The 21683-nt window shown below is 71.7% G+C and carries 25 protein-coding genes; 7 read left to right on the top strand and 18 right to left on the bottom strand.

From position 1 onward, the window contains the following. Nucleotides 1-357 precede the first annotated feature (357 nt). The 4 genes from H5V45_RS03800 to ctaC all read right to left on the bottom strand — a co-directional run bounded on the left by H5V45_RS03800 (nucleotide 358) and on the right by ctaC (nucleotide 4789). Nucleotides 358-1599 carry a L,D-transpeptidase gene (locus H5V45_RS03800; protein WP_185251716.1) on the bottom strand — a complete coding sequence of 414 codons (1242 nt, stop codon included), beginning with the start codon at nucleotides 1597-1599 and terminating at the stop codon, nucleotides 358-360. 129 nt (nucleotides 1600-1728) lie between these two features. Further along, nucleotides 1729-2127: a cytochrome c oxidase subunit 4 gene (locus H5V45_RS03805; protein ID WP_185251717.1), complete on the bottom strand. Its 399-nt coding sequence runs from the start codon at nucleotides 2125-2127 to the stop codon at nucleotides 1729-1731. Further along, the gene (gene ctaD, locus H5V45_RS03810; protein WP_185251718.1) at nucleotides 2127-3875 is read right to left on the bottom strand and encodes an aa3-type cytochrome oxidase subunit I; all 1749 of its coding nucleotides are present in this window, start codon (nucleotides 3873-3875) and stop codon (nucleotides 2127-2129) included. Before ctaD ends, H5V45_RS03805 begins: the two co-directional genes overlap by 1 nt. Continuing rightward, on the bottom strand, nucleotides 3872-4789 hold the full coding sequence (gene ctaC / locus H5V45_RS03815) for an aa3-type cytochrome oxidase subunit II (protein WP_185251719.1): 918 nt from the start codon (nucleotides 4787-4789) through the stop codon (nucleotides 3872-3874). Before ctaC ends, ctaD begins: the two co-directional genes overlap by 4 nt. 118 nt (nucleotides 4790-4907) lie before the next feature. Here ctaC and H5V45_RS03820 point away from each other — a divergent pair, with 118 nt between their 5' ends. Then, nucleotides 4908-6074, top strand: a complete 1167-nt coding sequence (locus H5V45_RS03820; protein WP_343061406.1) for a cysteine desulfurase family protein — start codon at nucleotides 4908-4910, stop codon at nucleotides 6072-6074. Continuing rightward, nucleotides 6071-6307: a sulfurtransferase TusA family protein gene (locus tag H5V45_RS03825; protein WP_343061407.1), complete on the top strand. Its 237-nt coding sequence runs from the start codon at nucleotides 6071-6073 to the stop codon at nucleotides 6305-6307. The genes H5V45_RS03820 and H5V45_RS03825 overlap by 4 nt, the downstream gene beginning before the upstream one ends. On the opposite strand, the gene H5V45_RS03830 is transcribed toward H5V45_RS03825, so the two are convergent. Further along, nucleotides 6300-7283 carry a carbohydrate kinase family protein gene (locus tag H5V45_RS03830; protein WP_185251721.1) on the bottom strand — a complete coding sequence of 328 codons (984 nt, stop codon included), beginning with the start codon at nucleotides 7281-7283 and terminating at the stop codon, nucleotides 6300-6302. The two genes, H5V45_RS03825 and H5V45_RS03830, sit on opposite strands and share 8 nt — an antisense overlap. Nucleotides 7284-7347: 64 nt before the next feature. Here H5V45_RS03830 and H5V45_RS03835 point away from each other — a divergent pair, with 64 nt between their 5' ends. After that, nucleotides 7348-7599: a hypothetical protein gene (locus H5V45_RS03835; protein WP_185251722.1), complete on the top strand. Its 252-nt coding sequence runs from the start codon at nucleotides 7348-7350 to the stop codon at nucleotides 7597-7599. A 266-nt stretch (nucleotides 7600-7865) separates the two neighbouring features. Here the strand turns inward: H5V45_RS03835 and erpA are convergent, their stop codons facing one another. Together erpA and H5V45_RS03845 are read right to left on the bottom strand one after the other, a co-directional pair. Beyond that, nucleotides 7866-8225 (bottom strand): iron-sulfur cluster insertion protein ErpA, encoded by a 360-nt coding sequence (gene erpA / locus H5V45_RS03840; protein WP_185251723.1) that lies wholly within the window; start codon nucleotides 8223-8225, stop codon nucleotides 7866-7868. A gap of 84 nt (nucleotides 8226-8309) precedes the next feature. After that, on the bottom strand, nucleotides 8310-9395 hold the full coding sequence (locus H5V45_RS03845) for a glycerate kinase family protein (protein ID WP_185251724.1): 1086 nt from the start codon (nucleotides 9393-9395) through the stop codon (nucleotides 8310-8312). Nucleotides 9396-9450: 55 nt separating this feature from the next. Here H5V45_RS03845 and H5V45_RS03850 point away from each other — a divergent pair, with 55 nt between their 5' ends. Continuing rightward, a complete protein-coding gene (locus H5V45_RS03850) occupies nucleotides 9451-10329 on the top strand; it encodes a GNAT family N-acetyltransferase (RefSeq protein ID WP_343061408.1) in 879 nt (292 codons plus the stop codon). 29 nt (nucleotides 10330-10358) lie between these two features. Next, a complete protein-coding gene (gene nadA, locus H5V45_RS03855; RefSeq protein ID WP_185251725.1) occupies nucleotides 10359-11531 on the top strand; it encodes a quinolinate synthase NadA in 1173 nt (390 codons plus the stop codon). A 48-nt stretch (nucleotides 11532-11579) separates the two neighbouring features. On the opposite strand, the gene H5V45_RS03860 is transcribed toward nadA, so the two are convergent. The 5 genes from H5V45_RS03860 to H5V45_RS03880 all read right to left on the bottom strand — a co-directional run bounded on the left by H5V45_RS03860 (nucleotide 11580) and on the right by H5V45_RS03880 (nucleotide 15511). Next, nucleotides 11580-12791: a sensor histidine kinase gene (locus H5V45_RS03860; RefSeq protein WP_185254450.1), complete on the bottom strand. Its 1212-nt coding sequence runs from the start codon at nucleotides 12789-12791 to the stop codon at nucleotides 11580-11582. 115 nt (nucleotides 12792-12906) lie between these two features. After that, the gene (pspAB, locus tag H5V45_RS03865) at nucleotides 12907-13479 is read right to left on the bottom strand and encodes a PspA-associated protein PspAB (RefSeq protein ID WP_185251726.1); all 573 of its coding nucleotides are present in this window, start codon (nucleotides 13477-13479) and stop codon (nucleotides 12907-12909) included. Between the two features lie 13 nt (nucleotides 13480-13492). Next, entirely contained in the window at nucleotides 13493-14419 is a 927-nt protein-coding gene (htpX, locus tag H5V45_RS03870; protein ID WP_185251727.1) for a zinc metalloprotease HtpX, read from the bottom strand. A 43-nt stretch (nucleotides 14420-14462) separates the two neighbouring features. Beyond that, a complete protein-coding gene (pspAA, locus tag H5V45_RS03875) occupies nucleotides 14463-14741 on the bottom strand; it encodes a PspA-associated protein PspAA (RefSeq protein WP_185251728.1) in 279 nt (92 codons plus the stop codon). After that, the gene (locus tag H5V45_RS03880; protein WP_185251729.1) at nucleotides 14738-15511 is read right to left on the bottom strand and encodes a PspA/IM30 family protein; all 774 of its coding nucleotides are present in this window, start codon (nucleotides 15509-15511) and stop codon (nucleotides 14738-14740) included. Before H5V45_RS03880 ends, pspAA begins: the two co-directional genes overlap by 4 nt. An 88-nt stretch (nucleotides 15512-15599) precedes the next feature. Between H5V45_RS03880 and H5V45_RS03885 the strand changes: the two genes are divergently transcribed. Further along, a complete protein-coding gene (locus H5V45_RS03885; protein WP_185251730.1) occupies nucleotides 15600-16181 on the top strand; it encodes a DUF3043 domain-containing protein in 582 nt (193 codons plus the stop codon). Further along, entirely contained in the window at nucleotides 16178-17083 is a 906-nt protein-coding gene (locus tag H5V45_RS03890; protein WP_185251731.1) for a hypothetical protein, read from the top strand. Before H5V45_RS03885 ends, H5V45_RS03890 begins: the two co-directional genes overlap by 4 nt. Here the strand turns inward: H5V45_RS03890 and H5V45_RS03895 are convergent. The 6 genes from H5V45_RS03895 to paaA are packed head-to-tail and all read right to left on the bottom strand — an operon-like array spanning nucleotide 17001 to nucleotide 21668. Beyond that, entirely contained in the window at nucleotides 17001-18005 is a 1005-nt protein-coding gene (locus tag H5V45_RS03895; RefSeq protein WP_185251732.1) for an aldo/keto reductase family protein, read from the bottom strand. The genes H5V45_RS03890 and H5V45_RS03895 overlap by 83 nt on opposite strands. Before the next feature lie 45 nt (nucleotides 18006-18050). Then, nucleotides 18051-19124 (bottom strand): 1,2-phenylacetyl-CoA epoxidase subunit PaaE, encoded by a 1074-nt coding sequence (gene paaE, locus H5V45_RS03900; RefSeq protein ID WP_185251733.1) that lies wholly within the window; start codon nucleotides 19122-19124, stop codon nucleotides 18051-18053. Then, nucleotides 19125-19628, bottom strand: a complete 504-nt coding sequence (gene paaD / locus H5V45_RS03905) for a 1,2-phenylacetyl-CoA epoxidase subunit PaaD (protein ID WP_343061409.1) — start codon at nucleotides 19626-19628, stop codon at nucleotides 19125-19127. Continuing rightward, the gene (paaC, locus tag H5V45_RS03910; RefSeq protein ID WP_185251735.1) at nucleotides 19625-20377 is read right to left on the bottom strand and encodes a 1,2-phenylacetyl-CoA epoxidase subunit PaaC; all 753 of its coding nucleotides are present in this window, start codon (nucleotides 20375-20377) and stop codon (nucleotides 19625-19627) included. The genes paaD and paaC overlap by 4 nt, the downstream gene beginning before the upstream one ends. Further along, nucleotides 20374-20655 (bottom strand): 1,2-phenylacetyl-CoA epoxidase subunit PaaB, encoded by a 282-nt coding sequence (gene paaB, locus H5V45_RS03915; protein ID WP_185251736.1) that lies wholly within the window; start codon nucleotides 20653-20655, stop codon nucleotides 20374-20376. Before paaB ends, paaC begins: the two co-directional genes overlap by 4 nt. Then, nucleotides 20652-21668, bottom strand: coding sequence for a 1,2-phenylacetyl-CoA epoxidase subunit PaaA (gene paaA, locus H5V45_RS03920; RefSeq protein WP_343061410.1), 1017 nt, complete (start codon nucleotides 21666-21668; stop codon nucleotides 20652-20654). The genes paaB and paaA overlap by 4 nt, the downstream gene beginning before the upstream one ends. Nucleotides 21669-21683 lie beyond the last annotated feature (15 nt).

Genomic DNA, 21683 nt, shown 5'->3' on the forward strand with positions numbered 1-21683 from the left:
CCTTCGTCGTGCTCCTCTCCCCCACGCCCGCCGGGACGTCATACGGTCGGAGCAAGCGGGTGCACCGGACGTATGACGTCCTGCGGGCCCTGCCCCGGACTGGAGGCCCGCAGGCCCTGCAGCAGCCCGGTCGGCCCACCCGGGGACCGCGTCGGGCCCGAGGGACGTCATGCCGACGGGGCAAGCCCCTCCACGGGACGTATGACGTCCCGCAGGTCTCCCCCGCGGCCCGACGAGCCTCAGGCCCCCGTGGTGGCCGGGGCCGCCCGCCCCAGGCGTGGCGACCAGACCCAGCACGTCATACGGTTGGGGCCAGCGCCTCCACGGGACGTATGACGTCCCGCGGCGCAGTCGGGGTCAGCCGAGGGCGGAGCCGGCGCGGTACTCGGCGAACGAGTCGTTCCAGTCGCCGTAGCCGTTGGTGAGGGTCATCGGGCGGTCGGTGCCGGTGTACTCGACGACGTCGCCGCGGCGGGTCATGTCGTAGAGCCACTTGGCGTTCGCGTCGCTCATGCCGGTGCAGCCGTGGGAGACGTTCTCGCGACCCTGGGAGGCGACCGACCACGGGGCGGCGTGGATGAACTCGCCGCTGTAGGTCAGGCGCATCGCCCACTGGACGTCGTCGATGTCGTAGGCGTCCGGGCTGTCGGCGGGGATGCCGACGGTCTCGGAGTTCATCCGCTTGCTGGCGAACTTCTCGATGATGACCTTCGTGCCCGAGCGGGTGGTGAAGCCGGGCTTGCCGGTCGTGATCGGGATGGTGCGCAGCAGCGAGCCGTTCTGGAAGACCCGCATCTGGTCGGTCTGGGCGTCGACCTTGTAGACGTTGGCGTCGCCGACGTGGAAGTCCACGTGGCGGCTCTCCTGGCCGTAGATGCCGGCGCCGGCGGGGACGCTGTTGATGTCCACGTCGACGCTGACGTCGGAGCCGGCCTTCCAGTAGGTCTTGGGGCGCCAGTGCACCTCGGTGTCGCTGATCCAGTGCCACGTGCCGGCCTGGGCCGGGCTGGCCTTGACGGCCATGTGCTTCTCGATCGTCGCCTTGTCCGTGACCGGCACGTCGAAGGTGACGATCACGGGCATGCCGACGCCGACCGTCTCGTCCTGCAGCGGCGCCACGGAGGCGTAGGTCTGCTGGGCCAGGGTGAGGTCCTGGGTGTGGAAGCGGGAGGTCCTCGTGACCTTCTTGCCGTCGCTGCGCTCCGCGACGGTGCGTACGGCGTAGTCCGTGCCCGGCTCGAGCCGGCCGCTGGCGGTCCAGGAGTCCCCGGCCGACGAGAGCTTGCCGGCGAGCCGGCCGGCCTCCGAGGAGACCGTGACGGAGTCGAGGGTGCCGCCGCTGGCCGAGATCGTCACCCGCTGGTCGACCGGGACGGCGGTGCTGTCGCCGCCGACGTCCGAGCGGACCTTCACCGGCGAGACCTGGGCGGCCTCGGAGGTCGAGGACGAGCCGTCAGCGGCGGGGCCGGAGGCCTCGCCGGTCGAGTCCGACTGGCAGGCGGCCAGACCGGTGGTGACCAGGGCCAGGGTCGCGACGCCGGCCAGCCGACGGCGCAGGCGCCGTCCCTGACGGAACGTGTGGGTGCGACTCGTGGACATGCGACAACTCCCCGTGACGAGCGTGTGTGGACGAACCACCAGCGTAACCGCTGCCCGGGCATGCGAAGACCCCGCGCGGCGTGGGAACGCTCACGCGGGGTCTCGGCAACTTTTCCTGCTCGGAACGCGTCAGTGGGCGTGCTCGCCCCGGTAGTACTCGAAGATCCAGCCGCCGAGCGCCAGGGCGCCCAGACCGCAGCCGATGATGAACATCCACCACGCGCCGGCGGCGATGCCGAAGACGCAGACGCCCAGCGTCGCGCCGCACCACAGCGGCCACCAGGAGTACGGCGGGAAGAAGCCCAGCTCGCCCGCGCCGTCGGCGATCTCGCCGTCCTTGCGGTCCTCGGGCCGGGGCTCCATCTTGGCCGCGTGGACGCCGAGGTACAGCGTCACCATGAGCGCGAGCAGGGTGGTCATCGTGAGCGCGGACGTGCCCGTCCAGTCGCCGGTGATGAACCAGTAGGCGGGGCTGACGAGCACGAAGAACGCGGTCGTCATGCCGAAGATATAGGCCTCGGCCTTCATCAGGCGTTCTCCTCCGGGTGCTGGCCGCGCAGGTGCTCGGCACGACCCTCCATGTCGGGTGCGTCGGCGAACCCGCCCTCACGGGCGGCCTCGTTCTGCTCGAGCTCGATGGCCGCGACCTCGGGGTGGTGCAGGTCGAAGGCCGGCGACTCCGAGCGGATCCGCGGGATGGTGTGGAAGTTGTGCCGCGGCGGCGGGCAGCTGGTCGCCCACTCGAGCGACCGGCCCCAGCCCCACGGGTCGTCCACGGTCACCAGCGGCGCACGCTTGCTGGTGATGTAGACGTTGTAGAGGAACGGCAGGGTCGAGGCACCGAGCAGGAACGCCCCGATGGTCGAGATCTGGTTGAGCGTCGTGAAGCCGTCCTCGGGGAGGTAGTCGGCGTAGCGACGCGGCATGCCCTCGACACCCAGCCAGTGCTGGACCAGGAACGTCGTGTGGAAGCCGACGAACAGCAGCCAGAAGTGCAGCTTGCCGAGACGCTCGTCGAGCATCTTGCCGGTCATCTTGGGCCACCAGAAGTAGAAGCCCGCGAACATCGCGAACACCACGGTACCGAAGACGACGTAGTGGAAGTGCGCCACCACGAAGTACGAGTCGGAGACGTGGAAGTCCAGGGGCGGGCTGGCCAGGATGATGCCGGTCAGACCACCGAAGAGGAACGTCGTGAGGAAGCCGACCGACCAGAGCATCGGGGTGTCGAAGGACAGGGATCCCCCCCACATCGTCCCGATCCAGTTGAAGAACTTCACCCCGGTGGGCACCGCGATGAGGAACGTCATGCCGGAGAAGAACGGCAGGTCGACCGCGCCGGTCACGAACATGTGGTGGGCCCACACGGCGACCGAGAGGATCGCGATGCCGAGCGTGGCGCCGACCAGGCCGACGTAGCCGAAGATCGGCTTGCGGCTGAAGACCGGGAGGATCTCGGTCACGATGCCGAAGAACGGCAGCGCGATGATGTAGACCTCGGGGTGGCCGAAGAACCAGAACAGGTGCTGCCACAGGATCGCGCCGCCGTGGGCCGCGTCGAAGACGTGGGCGCCGAGCTGGCGGTCCGCCTCGAGCGAGAGCAGCGCGCCGGCGAGCACCGGGAACGCGATGAGCACCAGCAGGCTGGTGACCAAGGTGTTCCAGACGAAGATCGGCATCCGGAACATCGTCATGCCGGGCGCGCGCATGCAGATGATCGTGGTGATGAAGTTGACGGCACCGAGGATCGTGCCGAGACCGGCCATCCACAGACCCATGATCCAGAGGTCACCGCCGACACCCGGCGAGCGGACGGCGTCCGACAGCGGGGTGTAGGCGAACCAGCCGAAGTCGGCCGCGCCCTGCGGGGTGAGGAAGCCGGAGCCGGCGATGATCCCGCCGAACAGGAACAGCCAGTAGCTGAACATGTTCAGACGCGGGAAGGCCACGTCGGGCGAGCCGATCTGCAGCGGCATGATCACGTTGCCGAAGCCGAAGAACAGCGGCGTCGCGAACAGCAGCAGCATGATCGTGCCGTGCATCGTGAAGAGCTGGTTGTACAGCTCGTCGTTGACGACCTGCATGCCGGGGAAGGCGAGCTCCGAGCGGATCAGCATCGCCATGATGCCGCCGATCATGAACCAGGCGAACGACGTGCCGAGGTAGAGCTTGCCGATCAGCTTGTGGTCGGTCGTGGTGAGGATCCGGACGACCTGCTGGCCGAGGGTCTTGCGCGGCCCCACGGTCGTCGTCGGGTGTGCTGCTGTCGCGGTCACTCCGCGCCTCCGTCGGTCGTGTCGGACAGGCCGGCCTGGGTGGACGCCTGGGACCCGCCCAGCAGGGGCAGCTCGGACACCATGCCGGCGTCCTCGCGGTCCGCGAGGTACTGGGCGTAGTCGTCCTGGCTGACGACCTTGACCTTGAAGAGCATCCGCGAGTGGTAGACGCCGCAGAGCTCGTAGCACTTGCCGACGTACTCGCCGATCTCGGTGGGCGTGACCTGGTAGTGGTTCACCCGGCCGGGGATGACGTCCATCTTCATGAGGAACGCCGGGACGCCGAAGTCGTGGATGACGTCGGGCGAGTGCAGGTTGAAGCGGGTGGTCTCGTCGACCGGCAGCACGAGGGTGGGCACGTAGGAGCCGGTGCCGGCCTCGTAGACGTACTTGTCGTAGGGGTACTTCGTGTCGGAGGCGTCCTCGTCGGCCGCGTCGTCACGCTCCCCCACGCCGTAGTTGAACGTCCAGGACCACTGCTGGCCCACGACCTCGATCGTGTTGTCGATCGGGGCGTCCTCGTCGAGGACGGCGTTCTGGACGTCGACGGTCCAGTAGAAGAAGACGATCACCATCATGATCGGGGCGACGGTGTAGAAGATCTCCAGCGGCAGGTTGTACCGCGTCTGGATCGGGACCTCGTCGTCGCTCTTGCGACGGTAGGCCACGACGACCCACGCGATCAGGGCCCAGACGATGACGCCGGTGACCATGGCGGCGATCCAGGCGTAGCGCCACAGCAGGAAGGTGTGGTGCCCCTGCTCGGTGACGGGGTCCGGCATCGCCAGGTTCTTCCACTCGTGCTGCGTCTGGGCCGAGCATCCGGCCAGGAGCACGAGGACGGTGCCCAGCGCGGCCAGCAGGGCAACCCGGCGAAGGGTCCCAGCCGAGCGCTTGGGGAGTTGCAGACCCACGAACGAGCCTCTCTCTCGGGCGGTCACGATGTACGCCGCAGACTATCCGAATCCGAACCGCGTTTGGGGGCGGGGGCACCCGAGCCGCGTCCCCGGGCCGGTCCACTACGTTCGGCGTGTGACAAATGCCTCCGGCGCCCCGGAGCCCGGGCCCGACCGGCGCCCCCCGGTCCCCCTCGACAGCGCCTCCTCCGAGCCGCTGCACCCCGCGGCGCGCGAGACGCTGATGGCGGCCCTGGAGCACGGCTGGGCCGACCCGCGCCGCCTCCACGGGCCGGCCCGCACGACGCGACTGCTGCTGGACAACGCCCGCGAGGTCGTGGCCGAGTGCCTCGGCGTACGCCGTGACGAGGTGGCCTTCACCGCCTCGGGCACCGAGGCCGTCCACCGCGGCGTCCTCGGCCTGCTCGCCGCCCGCCCCCAGCGCGGGAGCACCGTGGTCACGAGCGCCGTCGAGCACTCCGCCGTCCTGCACGCCGCCGCCTGGGCCGCCCGGGGCTCCGGGGTCGACCCCGTGACCGTGGGCGTGGACCGTCTCGGCCGGGTCTCCCCCGACGAGACGGTCGAGCTCGCCCGCGCCGCGGGTGCGGCGGTCGTGGCCCTGCAGTCCGCGAACCACGAGGTCGGGACGCTGCAGCCGGTGGCCGAGGTCGCGTCCCTGCTCGACGACGTGCCGCTGTTCGTGGACGCCTCCGCGTCGACGGGACGGCTGCCGCTGCCCGACGGCTGGACGACCGCCGCCGCCTCCGCCCGCAAGTGGGGCGGGCCGGCCGGCGTGGGCGTGCTGCTGGTCCGGACGGGCGCGCGCTGGGCCAACCCCTTCCCCGGCGACGCCGACGAGCGCCAGACCGGCCTCGAGAACGTGCCCGCCGCCCTGGCCGCCGCGGCGGCGCTGCAGGCCGTCCTCGCCGAGGCCGACGCGACCAACGCCCGCCAGGCGGCGCTGGTGGACCGGATCCGTGCGGTCGCCGCGACCATCCCCGACGTCGACGTGGTCGGCGACCCGGTCGACCGGCTCCCCCACCTGGTGACCTTCTCCTGCCTCTACGTCGAGGGCGAGGCGCTCGTGAGCGCGCTCGACCGCCACGGCTTCGGCGTCGCCAGCGGCTCGGCCTGCACGGCCTCCACGCTGGAGCCCAGCCACGTGCTGGCGGCGATGGGCGCCCTGACCCACGGCAACGTGCGCGTCTCGCTCGGCCGCGAGACGACCGAGCAGGACGTCGAGCGCTTCCTGGCCGTGCTGCCCGGCGTCGTGCGCGACCTGCGTGCGGAGGTCGGTCTGTGAGTCAGGCGTCCCTGGAGCTGGACTGCCGCGAGATGCTCTGCCCGATGCCGGTCATCGAGCTGGCCCGGCACCTCGCGGACGTCCCGGTCGGCGGCACGATCGCGGTGCTCGCCACCGACCCGGCGGCCCGGGTCGACGTGCCGGCGTGGTGCCGCATGCGCGGCCAGGAGTACGTCGGCGAGGTCGGCGCCCCGGACGGGACCCCGACCTACGTGGTGCGACGGGTCAGCTGAGCGCGTGCAGGTGCGCGGCCACGTCGGCCGCCGCGGGCGCGCCGTACGACTCCTCAAGGCGCGCGAGGAACTGCTCGGCCGTGAAGGCGTACTCCTGCGTCCCGACCGTCTCCACGACGTACGCCGCGAGCACGCAGCCGACCTGCGCCGACCGCTCGAGGCCGACGTCCCACGACAGCCCGGCCAGGAAGCCGGCCCGGAAGGCGTCGCCGACACCGGTCGGCTCGAGGGCCGCGACGTTCCTGGCGGCCGGGAGCTCGATCGTGGCCTCGCCCTTGCGGAGCACGCGCACGCCGTCGGCGCCGAGGGTGGTGACCTGGGTGCCGACGCGCTCGAGGACCTCGTCGGCCGACCAGCCGGTCTTGGACTCGATCATGTGCGACTCGTACTCGTTCGAGAAGAGGTACGCCGCCCCGTCGATGAGCTTGCGGATCAGGTCGCCCTCGCCGAAGGCCAGCTGCTGGCTCGGGTCGGCGATGAAGGGGTAGCCGCGCTGGCGGCACTCCTCGGTGTGGCGCAGCATGCCGTCCGGGTCGTCGGCCCCGACGAGCACGAACTCGGGGGCGCCGACGCGCGCCACGATGGGGGCGAGCTCGATCAGCCGCGCCTCGCTCATCGCGCCGGGGTAGAAGGAGGCGAACTGCGCCATCGTGGAGTCGGAGGTACACACGAAGCGCGCGGTGTGGCGGTCCTCGGAGATGCGCACGGAGTCGCAGTCGACGCCGTGCCGCTCGAGCCAGGAGCGGTAGTCGGCGAAGTCCTCGCCGGCCGCGCCGACGAGCACCGGACGCAGGCCCAGCCGCGCCAGGCCGAAGCACATGTTGGGGGCCACGCCCCCGCGCCGGATCTCCAGGTCCTCGACGAGGAACGAGACCGACAGCTTGTCCAGCTGCTCGACGACCAGCGAGTCGGCGAACTTGCCGCCGAAGGTCATCAGGTGGTCGGTGGCGATGGACCCGGCGATGAGGAGCGACATGGCACGGAACACTACCCGTGGGTACTGCTGGGAGTACCCATCAGTAGCCCCTAGCGTCGAAGACATGACCGCCGCTCAGCACCCGACCCAGCCCGGGCGCCTCGCCTACGACGACGCCGCCACCCCCCAGGAGATGAGCGCCGACTGCCGCGCCGTCGGCCGGCACCTGCGTCTCGAGCGCGCCGCGGCCGCCGCCGTCCGGCCGGCCCCCAGCATCCACTTCGAGGACTACCCGACGGAGGTCGGCAAGCGCGAGATCCGGGTCTCCGACGCCGCCGCGCGCATCGCGAACGCGCTGCACCTGCACCTGGACTGATCAGTCGCGCGGAGCCGAGCCTGCGAGGCTCCGGAGCGCGGCGAGGTCGAGCAGCGACCGGGGACGCGTCAGCGGACCCGACGGAGCGTGTCGAGACCCGTCAGCCTTCACGAAACGAGAAAGCCCCCGTCATGTCGACGGGGGCTTTCTGTTCGGCAGATCTTGATTCTGCGACGACCGGGTTTCGACACGCTCCGTCGCGGCTTCGTCCCTCAGCCGCGGTCGCTGCTCAACCACCATCGTCGAGTGCGCTGGCGCGCCCTCGACTAGTGGAACGAGTCGCCGCAGGCGCAGGAGCCGGTGGCGTTGGGGTTGTCGATCGTGAAGCCCTGCTTCTCGATGGAGTCGACGAAGTCGATCTGCGCACCGTTGAGGTAGGGGACGCTCATCCGGTCGACGACGACGGACACGCCGTCGAAGTCGGTGACGACGTCACCGTCGAGGGTGCGCTCGTCGAAGAAGAGCTGGTAGCGCAGGCCCGAGCAACCGCCCGGCTGCACGGAGATCCGGAGTGCGAGGTCGTCACGACCCTCCTGCTCGAGGAGGCTCTTCACCTTGCTCGCCGCGACGTCGCTCAGGTTGATCTGGTCGGTGCGGCGCTCCGTGGTGGTCGACTGCTCGGTCATGTGGCTTGCTCCCAAGGTCGGGTGGAGGTCTGGTACTGACCTCAATGGTCGCACACGAACGGATATTCCCCACCCCGCCCGGGATCAGCGCGACCAGGTCCGCGCCACCCGCTCGGCCACCTCGGCCAGCGCGCCCGCGGGGTCGCCGAAGGAGCGCTCCTCGCCGACCAGGTCGACGAGGGAGTACGCCGACTCCACGCCCAGCGCGCGCATCTCCCGGGAGCCGACCAGCACCTGCCCGGCCACCGCGACGCACGGACGCAGCGCCTCGTTGGCGATGGTCGCGACGCCGTACGGCACCTTGCCCGAGCGGCTCGAGAAGTCGAAGGCGCCCTCGCCGGTGATGACCAGGTCGACTGCCCGGGCCCGCTCGGCGAGCCGGACCGCCCCGGCGACCAGGTCGATGCCGGGCTCGCGGGTGGCGCCCAGCAGCAGCAGGCCGTAGCCCAGTCCCCCGGCCGCGCCGGCGCCCTTCTCCAGCGAGGTGCGCCGGTCGACGGCGACCGCGAGCTCCTCGAGGACGGCGTCGAGGCCGGGGAGCCGCTCGTCGGGGACGCCCTTCTGCGGGCCGAAGACCTTGATCGCCCCGAACAGCCCGGTGAGCGGGTTGTCGACGTCGGAGGCGGCCACGAGCTCGACGTCGGCCACCCGGGCCCGGGCCGCCGACAGGTCCACGGTCGTGATGCCCGGCAGCGCGGCGGGGCCGGCGTCGAGCGGGCGGTCGCCGATGGCGCCGAGGCCGGCGAGCAGCCCGGCTCCCCCGTCGTTGGTGCCGCTGCCGCCGAGACCGACGACGACCCGGGTCGCCCCCGCGTCCACCGCAGCGGCCACGAGCTCGCCGACGCCGTACGTCGAGCCGTCCTCGGGCCGGTCCTTCCCGCTCAGGTGCAGGCCGCACGCCTGCGCGCTCTCGACGTACGCCGTGGCGCCGTCGACCAGGATCGTGGCGGGCACCGGGTCGCCGAACGGCCCCCGGACGGTCACGGCCAGCAGCTCGCCGCCCAGCGCCGCGTGCAGCACGTCGACGAATCCCGGCCCCCCGTCGGCCATCGGCGCCAGGTCCAGCTCGTCGTCGGGGCGGCGCCGGCGCCACCCCTCGGCGATCGCCTCCGCCGCCTCGACGGCGGTGAGCGTGCCGGCGAACTTGTCCGGGGCCACCAGGATGCGCATGCGAGGCATCGTGGCACGCCGCGGCGCCGCCGGCGGCGTCAGTAGGGTCGGCGGCGTGAGCGACGTGCAGATCCGGCCGATGCGACCCGAGGACGTCCCCGCCGCCGAGCGCCTCAGCGCCGTCGGCTTCCACGAGCTGGACCAGCGGATGTTCCCGCGCTCGTTCCCCGACCCCGTGCTCCGTCCGGCCGAGCGTGGCGCCAACTGGATCACCCGGACGCGCCACTTCCTCGAGACCGACCCCGGCGGCAGCTGGGTCGCCGAGGACGAGACCGGCATGGTCGGGATCGCGACGTCGTTCAACCGCGAGAAGCTCTGGTGCCTCGCGACGTACGCCGTCCGCCCCGGCCTGCAGGGTCGCGGCATCGGCAAGCCGCTGCTGGCCGCGGCGCTGCACCACGGGCGCGGCTCGCTGCGCGGGATGCTCTCGTCCTCCAGCGACCCCAAGGCGGTGCGTCGCTACCGGCTGGCCGGCTTCTCGCTGCACCCCCAGCTGTACCTGCGCGGCACCGTGGACCGGTCGGCGATCCCGGTGGTCGACAAGGTCCGCGAGGGCTCGGCCGGCGACATCGACCTGATGGACTCGATCGACCGGCAGACCCGCGGTGCCGCGCACGGCCCCGACCACGAGGTGATGCTGGGGTTCTGGCGGCTGCTCGTGAGCGACACGACCACGGGGTCGGGCTACGCCTACGTCGACGGCAGCGGCGTGGCGCTGCTCGCCGCGACCAACCGGCGCACCGCCGCGCGGCTGCTCTGGGCCGCGCTGGCCGACGTCGAGGGCGAGGCCGGCATCTCCCACGTCACGCCGGCCAACGAGTGGGCGGTCGACGTCGGGATCGCGGCGCGCCTCGACGTCCACACCGAGGGCTATCTCGGGGTGCGCGGGATGGCGCCGCCCTCGCCGTACCTCCACAACGGCGCGCTGCTCTGAGCGGCCGGCCCCCGAACTACGATGGGGCCATGACGACGATCGACCTCCCGCTGCTGCCCCTCGGACGCGGCACCGACCTCTCCGCCGAGCGTGGCGTCGAGTGCCCGGGCGACCTGCCCGCCGCCTCCGACCCCGACCTGGTGGCTCGCGCCCGCGCGGCCAAGGAGGCGCTCGGCGAGCGGGTGTTCGTGCTCGGGCACCACTACCAGCGCGACGAGGTCATCCAGTTCGCCGACGTCACCGGCGACTCCTTCAAGCTCGCGCGCGACGCGGCCGGCCGGCCGGACGCGGAGTTCATCGTCTTCTGCGGCGTGCACTTCATGGCCGAGTCCGCCGACATCCTGACCGGCCCCGACCAGCAGGTGATCCTGCCCGACCTGGCCGCGGGCTGCTCGATGGCCGACATGGCCGCGCTGACCCAGGTCGAGGCCGCCTGGGAGGCGATGACCGCCGCCGGTGTCGCCGACTCGGTGGTGCCCGTGACCTACATGAACTCCTCGGCCGACATCAAGGCCTTCTGCGGCCGCAACGGCGGCGCCGTGTGCACGTCGTCGAACGCCGAGGTCGCGCTGGAGTGGGCCTTCGAGCAGAAGCCGGACGCCAAGGTCTTCTTCCTCCCCGACCAGCACCTGGGCCGCAACACCGCGATCCTCAAGATGGGCCTGACCCTCGACGACTGCGTCGTGTGGAACCCCCACAAGCCGAACGGCGGCCTCACCGACCAGGAGCTCCGCGACGCGAAGATGATCCTGTGGAAGGGCCACTGCTCCGTGCACGGCCGCTTCTCCCCCGAGGTGGTCGACGAGCTGCGCGCCACGATGCCGGGCGTGCAGATCCTGGTGCACCCCGAGTGCCAGCACGAGGTCGTGCTCAAGGCGGACCTGGTCGGGTCGACCGAGTTCATCATCAAGACCATCGAGGCGGCCCCGGCCGGCTCGAGCTGGGCCATCGGCACCGAGATGAACCTCGTCAAGCGGCTCGCCAACGCTCACCCGGACAAGCAGATCGCCTTCCTCGACAAGACGGTCTGCTACTGCTCGACGATGAACCGCATCGACCTCCCGCACCTCGTGTGGGCGCTGGAGTCGCTCGTCGCCGGCACGGTCGTCAACCGGATCCAGGTCGATCCCGACACCGAGCACTGGGCGCAGGTCGCGCTCCAGCGGATGCTCGACCTGCCGGGCAAGTCCCACAAGGACTGACACCCGCCGGCGACCGGGGGCGTACGCCGGCCACCGGTCGGACGGAGCTCAGTCCGGCAGCTCGAACCACGCGGTGGTGCCGCCCGACGGCGACGCGGTGAGCCCGATCCGGCCGCCGTGCGCCTCGACGATGCGACGGCAGGTCGTGAGGCCGATGCCCGAGCCGTCCACCTCGTCGTCCACGCGGGCAAGCGGCTGGAAGACCCGGTCCCGGTCCTCGGGCGCGATGCCGAGCCCGTGGTCGGAGACCTCGACGCGCCACACGTCACCAACGTGCTGCGCCGTGATGGCGATCTGGGCCTTCTCACCGGGGCGGGTGAACTTCGCGGCGTTGGCGACCAGGTTCTGCAGGACCGCGCGCAGCTGCACGGGGTCGCCGGTGACGACCGGGAGTACCTCCACGTCGACGGTGGCGCCCTGCAGGGCCAGCGAGAGGTCCTCGAGCACGTCCCCCGCGACCCGGGTCAGGTCGACGTCGACGCGCTGCAGCTCGCCGCCGAGGCGGGCGAAGGACAGCAGGTCGTCGATCAGGCTCTGCATCCGGTCGGAGCCGCCGATGGCCCGCTTGACCAGCCAGCCGATCTCGGCCGCGTCGGGCTCCGCGTCGTCGCCCTCGACGCTCTCGCCGATCATCTTCAGCGACATGGAGACCGCGGTGAGCGGGTTGCGCAGGTCGTGGCTGACCTGGCCGGCGAACGCCGCGAGCTGCTCGTTGGAGCGCTTCAGCTCGGCCTGCGCCAGCTGGAGCTCGGTCAGCGAGCTGCTGAGCTCGCGGGTCCGCAGCTCGAGCTCGAGGAGGTCGACGATCCGGTCCGCCAGCCCCGTGAGGGCCCGCTCCTGCTCGGTGGACAGCGTCCGCGGCACCACGTCGAAGACGCACAGGGTGCCGATCACGACGTCGTCGGGCGTGACGAGCTGGTGGCTGGCGTAGAAGCGGACGTCGCCGATCACCCCCGTCACGAAGGGGTTGTCCTTGAAGCGGTCGTCCTTGCTGGCGTCCGGGACGATCACCGGGTGACCGAGGTGCAGGACCAGGTTGCACATCGAGTCCTCGCGGCTGCACACCGACGCGTCGAAGCCGTGCACCGCCACCTGGTGCTGCTCGGTGTCGGTGATCAGGTTGATGGTCGCCATCGGCACCCCGGCGACCTGCGCCGCGACTTCGACCAGGGCCATCAGGTCCTTGCGCGGCGGGTCGATGAGGACGCGGTACTTGCCGATCTCGGCAACCCTCAGCTCGTCGCGCTCGAGCTCGATCATCGTCACGTCGTACCCCTCCCCATGCCGCCCCCGCCCGTCGACCCTAGTGGACCGATCGGGTCCAGAAACTCGTCCGATCGGCCAGTTAACGACCATCCGCCCGCACCACGCCGGCCTACAGCCCTGGAGCACCCCACAGCGCCATCCAGCGGCCCAGGTCGCGCTCCATCGGGAGCTCCCTGCCGAGCTCGTCGCGCACCTGGATCTCCAGGAGGTTGTCGCGGGCCTGGGGACCGGTCGGGGCGAAGGGGTAGAACGTGCCCTGCTTGTAGAGGTAGACCAGCCCCACGTGCCGCCCGGAGGCGTCCGCGAACGGCACCAGCGAGCACAGCAGGCCGGGGCCGAACCCCTGCGCCTCGAGGGCGGTGTTGACCGCGTGCAGGTCGGTGCAGAGCCCGCTGGTGTCCGCGGGGTCGCGGTGCGCGGTCAACCAGGTGAAGCCGAACTCGTCGGTGCTGATGCGGACGTCCGGGACGTCGGGGTCGGCGTTGAGCAGCGCCACCACGTCGTCCTGCGTCTGCTGGAACGCCGCGCCGGCGGCGGCGCGGTAGCAGACGGCCCCGTCGCCGGTCGGCGTCAGCCCGGCCGCCGTCTGCAGCGTGATCGCCGCGCTCGGCACGAGGAACAGCGCGTCGAGGTTGGCCGGCCTGGACCGGCTGCGCCCGGTCAGGGTGTCCCAGAGACCCATCGGTGCCGGCCGCTCAGGCCGTCGGCCGGCCGAGCTCGGCCTGGATCCGGGCGAGCTGCTCGAGGCGCTGCTCGAGCGAGGGGTGCGTGGACGTGAGCGTCTTGAGCGTGGCGCCGCTGATGGCGGGGGCGATGAAGAAGGCGTTCATGCTGCTGCTCGCGCGCAGGTCGCGCTGCGGGATCGTCGCCATCTCGCCGGTGATCTTCTGCAGCGCGGAGGCGAGGGCCGCCGGCTTCATCGTGAGGTAGGCGCCGGAGCGGTCCGCGCACAGCTCGCGGTAGCGCGAGAGCAGCCGCAGCAGCACGAAGCTGATGGCGTAGACGACCAGGCTGACCACGATCGCGACGAGCACCGCGGGCGCCCCGCCGTTGTTGTTGTTCCGGCGGCCGCCGAGCAGCCCGAGCCCGCCGAACTGGGCGCCGCGGGTCAGCATGCCGGCGACGATGCCCGCGGAGGACGCGACCGTCATCACCAGCACGTCGCGGTGCGCGACGTGGGACAGCTCGTGGGCGAGCACGCCCTCGAGCTCCTCGGTGGTGAGCCGCTGGAGGATGCCGGTCGTCACGCAGACCACGGCCCGGTCGGGCGAGCGGCCGGTGGCGAACGCGTTCGGGAGGTCCATGTCGGCGATGCCGACCCGCGGCTTGGGCATGTCGGCCAGCGCGCACAGGCGGTCGATCATCCCGTGCAGCTCGGGCGCCTCCTCCGGGGTGACCTCACGGGCGCGCATCGCGCGCATGGCCAGCTTGTCGGAGGAGTACCACTGGTAGAACGCGACGCCGATGCCGCCGAGCCCGATGAGCAGGACGATCCCCGGCGAGCTGCCGAAGGCGTACATCAGCCCGACGATGAGCGCCACGAACAGCCCACCGAGCAGGAACATCACGAGCGTCATCCGGGCGGTGAGGCCGCGGTCGTTCACGAACCGGGTGCGTGCCATGGGCCCATTCTCGTCGGGTGATCCAAACGGTCGACCGGACGGCTCAGCCGGGGATCAGGCCGTCGCCGCCGAGCAGCTCGCGGACCTCGTCGATCGTCGCGTCGTCGGGCGGCAGGATCAGGTCGGACTCGTCGAGGCTGTCGGCAGGATGCGCGACACCGGCCGTCCGGACCCCCACGAGCAGCGCCCCCAGGGCGGTCGCGAAGGCCTCGACGTCGCCGGCCTCGACGGCCGCCTCGACCTGGGCGTCGAGCTCGTTGAGCCGGGGCAGGGCGTCGTCGGAGACGTCGTACTGGCCCTCGCCCAGGATCCGGATGATCATGCGTTGCCCTCGGTCTTCTTCTCGGGCTCCGCCTGCAGGATGTCGTTGTCGCCGGCCTCGATGGCCTGCGGCTGGCTGCCGCCCTTGAGCCGGGCCAGCTCGGCCTCGACGTCGGACTGCGAGCTCATCGCGTCGAGCTCGCGGGCGATGTCGTCACCGGAGTTCGTGGAGCTGACGTCGTCGAGCGCGCCCGAGGCGATCAGCTCGTCGATGGCACCGGCCCGCGCCTGCATCTGCGCGGTCTTGTCCTCGGCCCGCTGGATGGCCAGGCCGACGTCGCCCATCTCCTCGCCGATGCCGGACATCGCCTCGTTGATGCGGGTCTGCGCCTCGGCGGCGGTGTACGTCGCCTTGATGGTCTCCTTGCGGGTGCGGAACGACTCGACCTTGGCCTGCAGCCGCTGCTGGGCGAGGGTGAGCTTCTCCTCCTCGCCCTGGAGCTGCGCGTGCTGGGCCTTGAGGTCGGTGATCTGGCCGGTGACGCCGCTCTTGCGGGTCAGCGCCTCGCGTGCGAGGTCCTCGCGGCCCATCCCGATCGCCTTCTCGGCCTGGTCCTGGAGCTTGGCCTGCTGCTGCTCGAGCTGGTTGACCTGGAGCTCGACCCGCTTGCGGCTCGTGGCCACGTCCGCCACGCCGCGCCGCACCTTCGAGAGGAGGTCGAGCTGGCGCTGGTAGCTGTAGTCGAGCGTCTCGCGGGGATCCTCGGCACGGTCCAGGGCCTTGTTGGCCTTGGACCGGAAGATCAGGCTGATGCGCTGCATGAGACTCATGGCCCAACCCTAGGCGCAAACACAAGCCCGTGCGAGCACGCCGGTAGGGTTGGGGTGACCAGTTGCCGGCTCGTTCGAAGGCCCCACGTTGTTCCGTCGCAGCAAGACCGAGACCCCCGCCCCCGAGGCGACCCCCAAGCCCGACGGCAAGGGACGTCCGACGCCGTCGCGCAAGGAGGCCGAGGCCGCCGCGCGGGCCCGCGCCAAGGTGCCGCGGACCCGCAAGGAGATCGCGCAGGCCCAGCGCTCGGCCCGCACGGAGTCGAGCCAGAGCGTCCGCGCCGCCATGAAGGCCGGCGACGAGCGCTACTACCTGCCCCGCGACAAGGGCCCCGTCCGCCGCTTCGTGCGCGACTTCGTCGACAGCCGCTTCTCCTTCATCGAGCTGATGATCCCGCTGCTGCTCGTCACCATGGTGCTGGGCTACTCCGGCAACGAGCGGCTCGCCTCGATCGGCAACACCGTGCTGCTCGGCACGATCCTGCTGGTCGTCGTCGACATGGTCCTGCTGCGCTTCCGGATGCGTCGCCAGGTGGCGCAGCGCTTCCCGGACGAGCCCACCAAGGGCCTCACCTACTACGCCATCACCCGGGCCCTGCAGATGAAGTTCATGCGGCTGCCCAAGGCGAAGGTCAAGATCGGCCAGGGGCTGCCCGAGCACTACCGGTGACCACCGGCACCCTCGTCGGCCTGCTGGCGGCACTTGTCGCGGCGGTCCTGTTCGGCGGCGGCGCGGTCGTCCAGGCACACGCCGTACGCCGTCTGGACGGCACGCCGACCCGGATCGTCGACTTCCTGCTCCGGTCCGCGCGCGACCCGTGGACGCTCGCCGTCGTGGTGGCCTACCTCGTCGGCTTCGTGCTGCACGCGGTGGCGATCTGGCTGCTCCCGCTCTACCTCGCGCAGGCCGCCGTCGCGATGTCGCTGCCGGTCACGGCCGTCGCCTCCACCGCGATCAAGGAGCGCCTGCGGCCGCTGCACTGGTGGGCGATCGCCGTGGTCGTCGTGGGCCTGGTGCTGCTGTCCGCCGCGTCCGGCGACCCCGGCTCGCTGGTGGTGCACTGGTACTTCGCCGCGCTCGTCTGGGCCGGCGCCCTGGCACTGGCCCTCGCGGGCTGGCGCGGGGTGCGGCTGGGCGGGGCGTCGCTGGGTTGGCTCGCCGGCCTCGGGTACGCCGGCTCCGCGATTGCCGTGCGGGGCGTCGGGACGCCGGTCTCGGCCGCGATCGTCATCGCGGGTGCGGCCGTCGTGGTCTACGGGGTGCTGGCGTTCTGGCTCTACTCGATCGCCCTGGACCGGGCACCGGTCTCGGCCAGCACCGCTCCCCTGATCGTGGGCGAGACGTTCTTCCCCGCGGTCGTCGGGGTGCTGCTGCTCGGGGACGGCGTGCGCCCGGGATGGTGGCCGGCCGTCGTCGGGGGGTTGGTCCTCTCGACGGCCGGCGCCGTCCTCATCAGCAACGGCGACGCGGGCGCTGCCGCGTCCGGGGTCAGAAGTCGCGGCGCGAGGGCGACTGGGTCTTCGCCGCGTCCCGCTCCACGACCGGGTCGACGATCTCGTCGATCTTCGTGAGCAGCGCGGGGTCGAGCACGACGCCCGCGGCCTTGACGTTCTGGGTGACCTGCTCGGGCCGGCTCGCCCCGATGATCGCCGCGGACACGTTGTCGTTCTGCAGCACCCAGGCGACGGCGAGCTCGGCGAGGCTGAGCCCGGCCTCGTCGGCCAGCGGCTTGAGCTGCTGGACCCGCTCGAGGACGTCGTCCTGCATCCAGCGGCTGATCATGTCCGCGCCGCCCTTGGTGTCGGTGGCGCGCGAGCCCTCGGGCGGCTGCTGACCGGGGAGGTACTTCCCGGTGAGCACGCCCTGCGCTATCGGCGACCAGACGATCTGGCCGATGCCGAGCTCCTCGCACGCCGGGACGACCTCGGACTCGATGACCCGCCAGAGGAGGGAGTACTGCGGCTGGTTGGAGACCAGCGAGATCCTCAGCTCGCGCGCGAGGGCGTGGGCCGCGCGGATCTCCTCGGCCCGCCACTCCGAGACCCCGATGTAGAGCGCCTTGCCCTGGTGCACGACGTCGGCGAAGGCCTCCATCGTCTCCTCGAGCGGGGTCTCGTAGTCGTAGCGGTGCGCCTGGTAGAGGTCGACGTAGTCGGTGCCGAGCCGGGTCAGCGAGCCGTTGATCGACTCCATGATGTGCTTGCGGGACAGGCCGTGGTCGTTGTGCTTGCCGGGGCCGGTCGGCCAGTAGACCTTCGTGAAGATCTCCAGGCCCTCGCGCCGCTCTCCCTTCAGGGCACGGCCGAGCACGCTCTCCGCCGCGGTGTTGGCGTAGACGTCGGCGGTGTCGAAGGTGGTGATGCCCTCCTCGAGGGCCTGCCGGACGCACGCCGTGGCGGCGTCCTCCTCCACCTGGGAGCCGTGGGTGAGCCAGTTGCCGTAGGCGATCTCCGAGATCTTGAGGCCGGAGCTTCCGAGGTTGCGAGTCTTCATGGGGCGACCGTACCCACCCGCAGAAGGCGTACGCCGAGGGGTGGATCAGGCGTCGTAGTCGAGGACCACGCGCTCGGCCGTGGGGTGCGACTGGCAGGTCAGGACGTAGCCGCGCTCGACCTCCTCGGGCTCCAGGGCGTAGTTGACGTCCATCGCCACCGAGCCCTCGACGACCCGCGCGCGGCAGGTGCCGCAGACCCCGCCCTTGCACGCGAAGGGCAGGTCGGACCGCACCCGCAGCGCCGCCTCGAGCACGGGCACGTCGTCCGGGCGGAGGTCGAAGTCGGAGGCCCGGCCGTCCAGGCGGATCGTCACCTGCGCGGCCCCCTCGGCCCCACCGGCGAGCTCAGCGACCGGCGCCCGCGTGACGGGGTCCGCGTGGAAGAGCTCGGTGTGGATGCGGCCGGTGCCGCCGGCGTCCGTGATCGCCCCGCGCAGCTCGGCGACCATCTGCTGCGGTCCGCAGAGGAACCAGTCGTCGACGGTGTCGGCCGGCACCAGCGCGTCGAGGATCCCGCGCAGCCGCTCCGCGTCGAGCCGCCCCGAGAACAGCTCGACGTCCTGGGCCTCGCGGGAGAGCACGTGGACGATCTGGAAGCGGTCGGGGAAGCGGTCCTTCAGGTCGTGCACCTCGTCGAGGAACATCACGGTGCGGTGGGTGCGGTTCGCGTAGACGAGCGTCACCCGCGCCCCCGGCTCGCCCTCCAGCAGCGCCGCGACGATCGACAGGACCGGCGTGATGCCCGAGCCGGCCGCGATGGCGACGTACGTCCGGCGCGCGGTGGGGTCAAGCTCGGTGGTGAAGCGCCCGGCCGGGGTCATCACCTCGAGCTCGTCGCCGACGCGGAGCCGGTCGAGCACGCCCTCGCTGAACGCTCCCCCGGGCAGCCGCTTGACGCCGATGCGCAGCACCCGCGAGGAGGGCGCGGTGCAGAGGGAGTAGCTGCGGCGCACGTCGTCGCCGGTGCGGATGCTGAGGTGCTGGCCGTGCACGAAGGCGTAGTCGTCGGCCAGCTCGGGCGGGACCGCGAAGGTCACCGCCACGGCGTCGTCGGTCAGGGGATCGATCGCCGCGACCCGCAGGGGGTGGAAGGCGGCGCGGTGGGAGGTCGGGGTCACTCAGAGGGCCTTGAAGTGGTCGAAGGGCTCGCGGCAGGACTGGCACACCCAGAGGGACTTGCAGGCCGTCGAGCCGAAGCGGCTGGACTCGCGGGTGTCGAGGCTGCCGCACTGGGGGCAGCGCACGGCGAGCGTGAGCGGGACCGTGCCGTCGGCGCCGCGCGGGTGCGGCGGGGCGATGCCGTACGCCGCCAGCTTGGTGCGGGCCTCGTCGGTCATCCAGTCGGTGGTCCACGCGGGGGCGAGGACGAACTCGACGTCGACGTGCTGGTAGCCCGCCTGGGTGAGCGCGTCGACCAGGTCGGTGCTGATCGTCTCCATGGCGGGGCAGCCGGAGTAGGTCGGCGTGATCTGCACGTGCACCCGGCCCTGGTCGTCCTCGGTCACGTCCCGCAGGATGCCGAGGTCGGCGATCGTGACGACCGGGAGCTCGGGGTCGAGGACGTCCGCGGCGATCTTCCAGGCACCCGAGCGGCTCTCGCCGACCGAGCCCGTGGCGGTCACCACGACGCCTCGGGGTGCGAGCGGGCGAGGTGCTGCATCTCGGCGAGCAGGTAGCCCATCTGCTCGGTGTGCCGGCCCTGCCGGCCGCCGCCGATCGCGTCGCGGACCTGCGGCACCACGAGCGTCGCCTCGGCGAGGACGTCCTCGACGCGGGTGAGGACGGTGGAGTGCAGGTGCGGCGGGTCGACCGCGACCCCGGCCGCGACCAGGTCGGCGTCGACGGGTGCGAAGAGCTCGGCGAGGTAGGGCCACTCCGCGTCCAGCGCGTCCTGCATCCGGGCGTGGGACTCGTCGGTGCCGTCGCCCAGCCGCACGACCCAGCGGGAGGCGTGGTCGACGTGGTAGGCGACCTCCTTGACGGCCTTGCCGGCCACGCCGGACAGGGTGGCGTCGGTGCTGGTGGCGAGGGCGGCGTACAGCTCGTGCTGCCAGGTCGAGAACAGCAGCAGCCGCGCCATCGCGACGCCGAAGTCGGTCTGGGCGCGCTCGACCAGCCACACGTTGCGGAAGTCGCGCTCGTCGCGGAAGTAGGCCAGCTCGTCCTCGCCGCGACCGTTGCCCTCGACCTGCCCGGCGTAGGCCAGGAGCGTGCGGGCCTGCCCGAGCTGGTCGAGGCCGATGTTGGCGAGCGCCACGTCCTCCTCGAGCTGCGGGGCGCGGCTGATCCACCACCCCATCCGCTGGGCGGAGACGAGGGCGTCGTCGGCGAGCCCCAGGACGTAGCCGAAGAGCCGGTCGTCGCCCCTCACAGGTGCTCCACGCCCTCGGGGACGTCGTAGAAGGTCGGGTGCCGGTAGATCTTGTCGGCGGCCGGGTCGAAGAACGCGTCGCGCTGGTCGGGGCTGGACGCGACGATCTCGGCGGCCGGGACCACCCACAGCGAGACACCCTCCTGCCGGCGGGTGTAGACGTCGCGGGCGTTGCGCAGCGCCATCTCGGCGTCGGGGGCGTGCAGCGAGCCCACGTGCACGTGCGAGAGGCCGCGGCGCGAGCGCACGAAGACCTCCCAGAGCGGCCAGTCCCTCACGCGACGACCGCCTCGGTGCGCCGGGCCGCCTGCTTGTCGGCGTAGGCGTTGGCCGCGTCGCGGACCCAGGCGCCGTCCTCGTGGGCGCGGACCCGGTGCGACAGCCGCTGCTCGTTGCACGGCCCGTTGCCCTTGATGACCTCGAAGAGCTCGGTGAAGTCGACGGTGCCGAAGTCGTAGTGGCCGCGCTCCTCGTTCCACCGGATCTCCGGGTCGGGCAACGTCAGCCCGAGCGCCTCGGCCTGCGGCACCGTCATGTCGACGAAGCGCTGGCGCAGGTCGTCGTTGGAGAAGCGCTTGATCCCCCACGCCATCGACTGCGCGGAGTTCGGGGAGTCGTCGTCCGGCGGGCCGAACATCATCAGCGAGGGCCACCAGGTGCGGTCGACGGCGTCCTGCGCCATCGCCTTCTGGGCCGGGGTCCCGTGGCTGAGGGTGTGCAGGATCTCGAAGCCCTGCCGCTGGTGGAAGGACTCCTCCTTGCACACGCGGACCATCGCGCGGGCGTAGGGGCCGTAGGAGCAGCGGCACAGCGGGACCTGGTTGACGATCGCCGCGCCGTCGACCAGCCAGCCGATCGCCCCGACGTCGGCCCAGGTCAGCGTGGGGTAGTTGAAGATCGAGGAGTACTTCTGCCGCCCGGAGTGCAGCTGGTCCAGCAGGTCGGCCCGGTCGACGCCGAGCGTCTCCGCGGCGGCGTACAGGTAGAGGCCGTGGCCGGCCTCGTCCTGGACCTTCGCCATCAGGATCGCCTTGCGGCGCAGGCTGGGCGCGCGGCTGATCCAGTTGCCCTCGGGCTGCATCCCGATGATCTCGGAGTGCGCGTGCTGGGCGATCTGGCGCACCAACGTGCGGCGGTAGGCCTCCGGCATCACGTCGCGAGGCTCCACCCGGCCGTCCCCGGCGAGCAGCGCCGTGAACTCGGCCGGGTCGTCACCCGGGTGGTCGGTGGCGCGCGGCCCGGCGGGCCGCTCGTCGGGGGCGGTGAAGTCGTTGCCGTACACGTCGACCACGCTACCAGCGTTTGT

The sequence above is a fragment of the Nocardioides luti genome, assembly GCF_014212315.1.
Lineage (GTDB): Bacteria > Actinomycetota > Actinomycetes > Propionibacteriales > Nocardioidaceae > Nocardioides > Nocardioides luti.

Excerpts from the sequence above, each read along its gene's own strand:
- H5V45_RS03830 (WP_185251721.1), bottom strand. The coding sequence starts at position 7,283 with ATGTCGCTCCTCATCGCCGGGTCCATCGCCACCGACCACCTGATGACC.
- nadA (WP_185251725.1), top strand. The coding sequence starts at position 10,359 with ATGACGACGATCGACCTCCCGCTGCTGCCCCTCGGACGCGGCACCGAC.
- H5V45_RS03845 (WP_185251724.1), bottom strand. The coding sequence starts at position 9,395 with ATGCGCATCCTGGTGGCCCCGGACAAGTTCGCCGGCACGCTCACCGCC.
- H5V45_RS03880 (WP_185251729.1), bottom strand. The coding sequence starts at position 15,511 with ATGAGTCTCATGCAGCGCATCAGCCTGATCTTCCGGTCCAAGGCCAAC.
- H5V45_RS03860 (WP_185254450.1), bottom strand. The coding sequence starts at position 12,791 with ATGATCGAGCTCGAGCGCGACGAGCTGAGGGTTGCCGAGATCGGCAAG.
- htpX (WP_185251727.1), bottom strand. The coding sequence starts at position 14,419 with ATGGCACGCACCCGGTTCGTGAACGACCGCGGCCTCACCGCCCGGATG.
- pspAB (WP_185251726.1), bottom strand. The coding sequence starts at position 13,479 with ATGGGTCTCTGGGACACCCTGACCGGGCGCAGCCGGTCCAGGCCGGCC.
- H5V45_RS03835 (WP_185251722.1), top strand. The coding sequence starts at position 7,348 with ATGACCGCCGCTCAGCACCCGACCCAGCCCGGGCGCCTCGCCTACGAC.
- H5V45_RS03895 (WP_185251732.1), bottom strand. The coding sequence starts at position 18,005 with ATGAAGACTCGCAACCTCGGAAGCTCCGGCCTCAAGATCTCGGAGATC.
- erpA (WP_185251723.1), bottom strand. The coding sequence starts at position 8,225 with ATGACCGAGCAGTCGACCACCACGGAGCGCCGCACCGACCAGATCAAC.
- H5V45_RS03800 (WP_185251716.1), bottom strand. The coding sequence starts at position 1,599 with ATGTCCACGAGTCGCACCCACACGTTCCGTCAGGGACGGCGCCTGCGC.
- pspAA (WP_185251728.1), bottom strand. The coding sequence starts at position 14,741 with ATGATCATCCGGATCCTGGGCGAGGGCCAGTACGACGTCTCCGACGAC.
- H5V45_RS03805 (WP_185251717.1), bottom strand. The coding sequence starts at position 2,127 with ATGAAGGCCGAGGCCTATATCTTCGGCATGACGACCGCGTTCTTCGTG.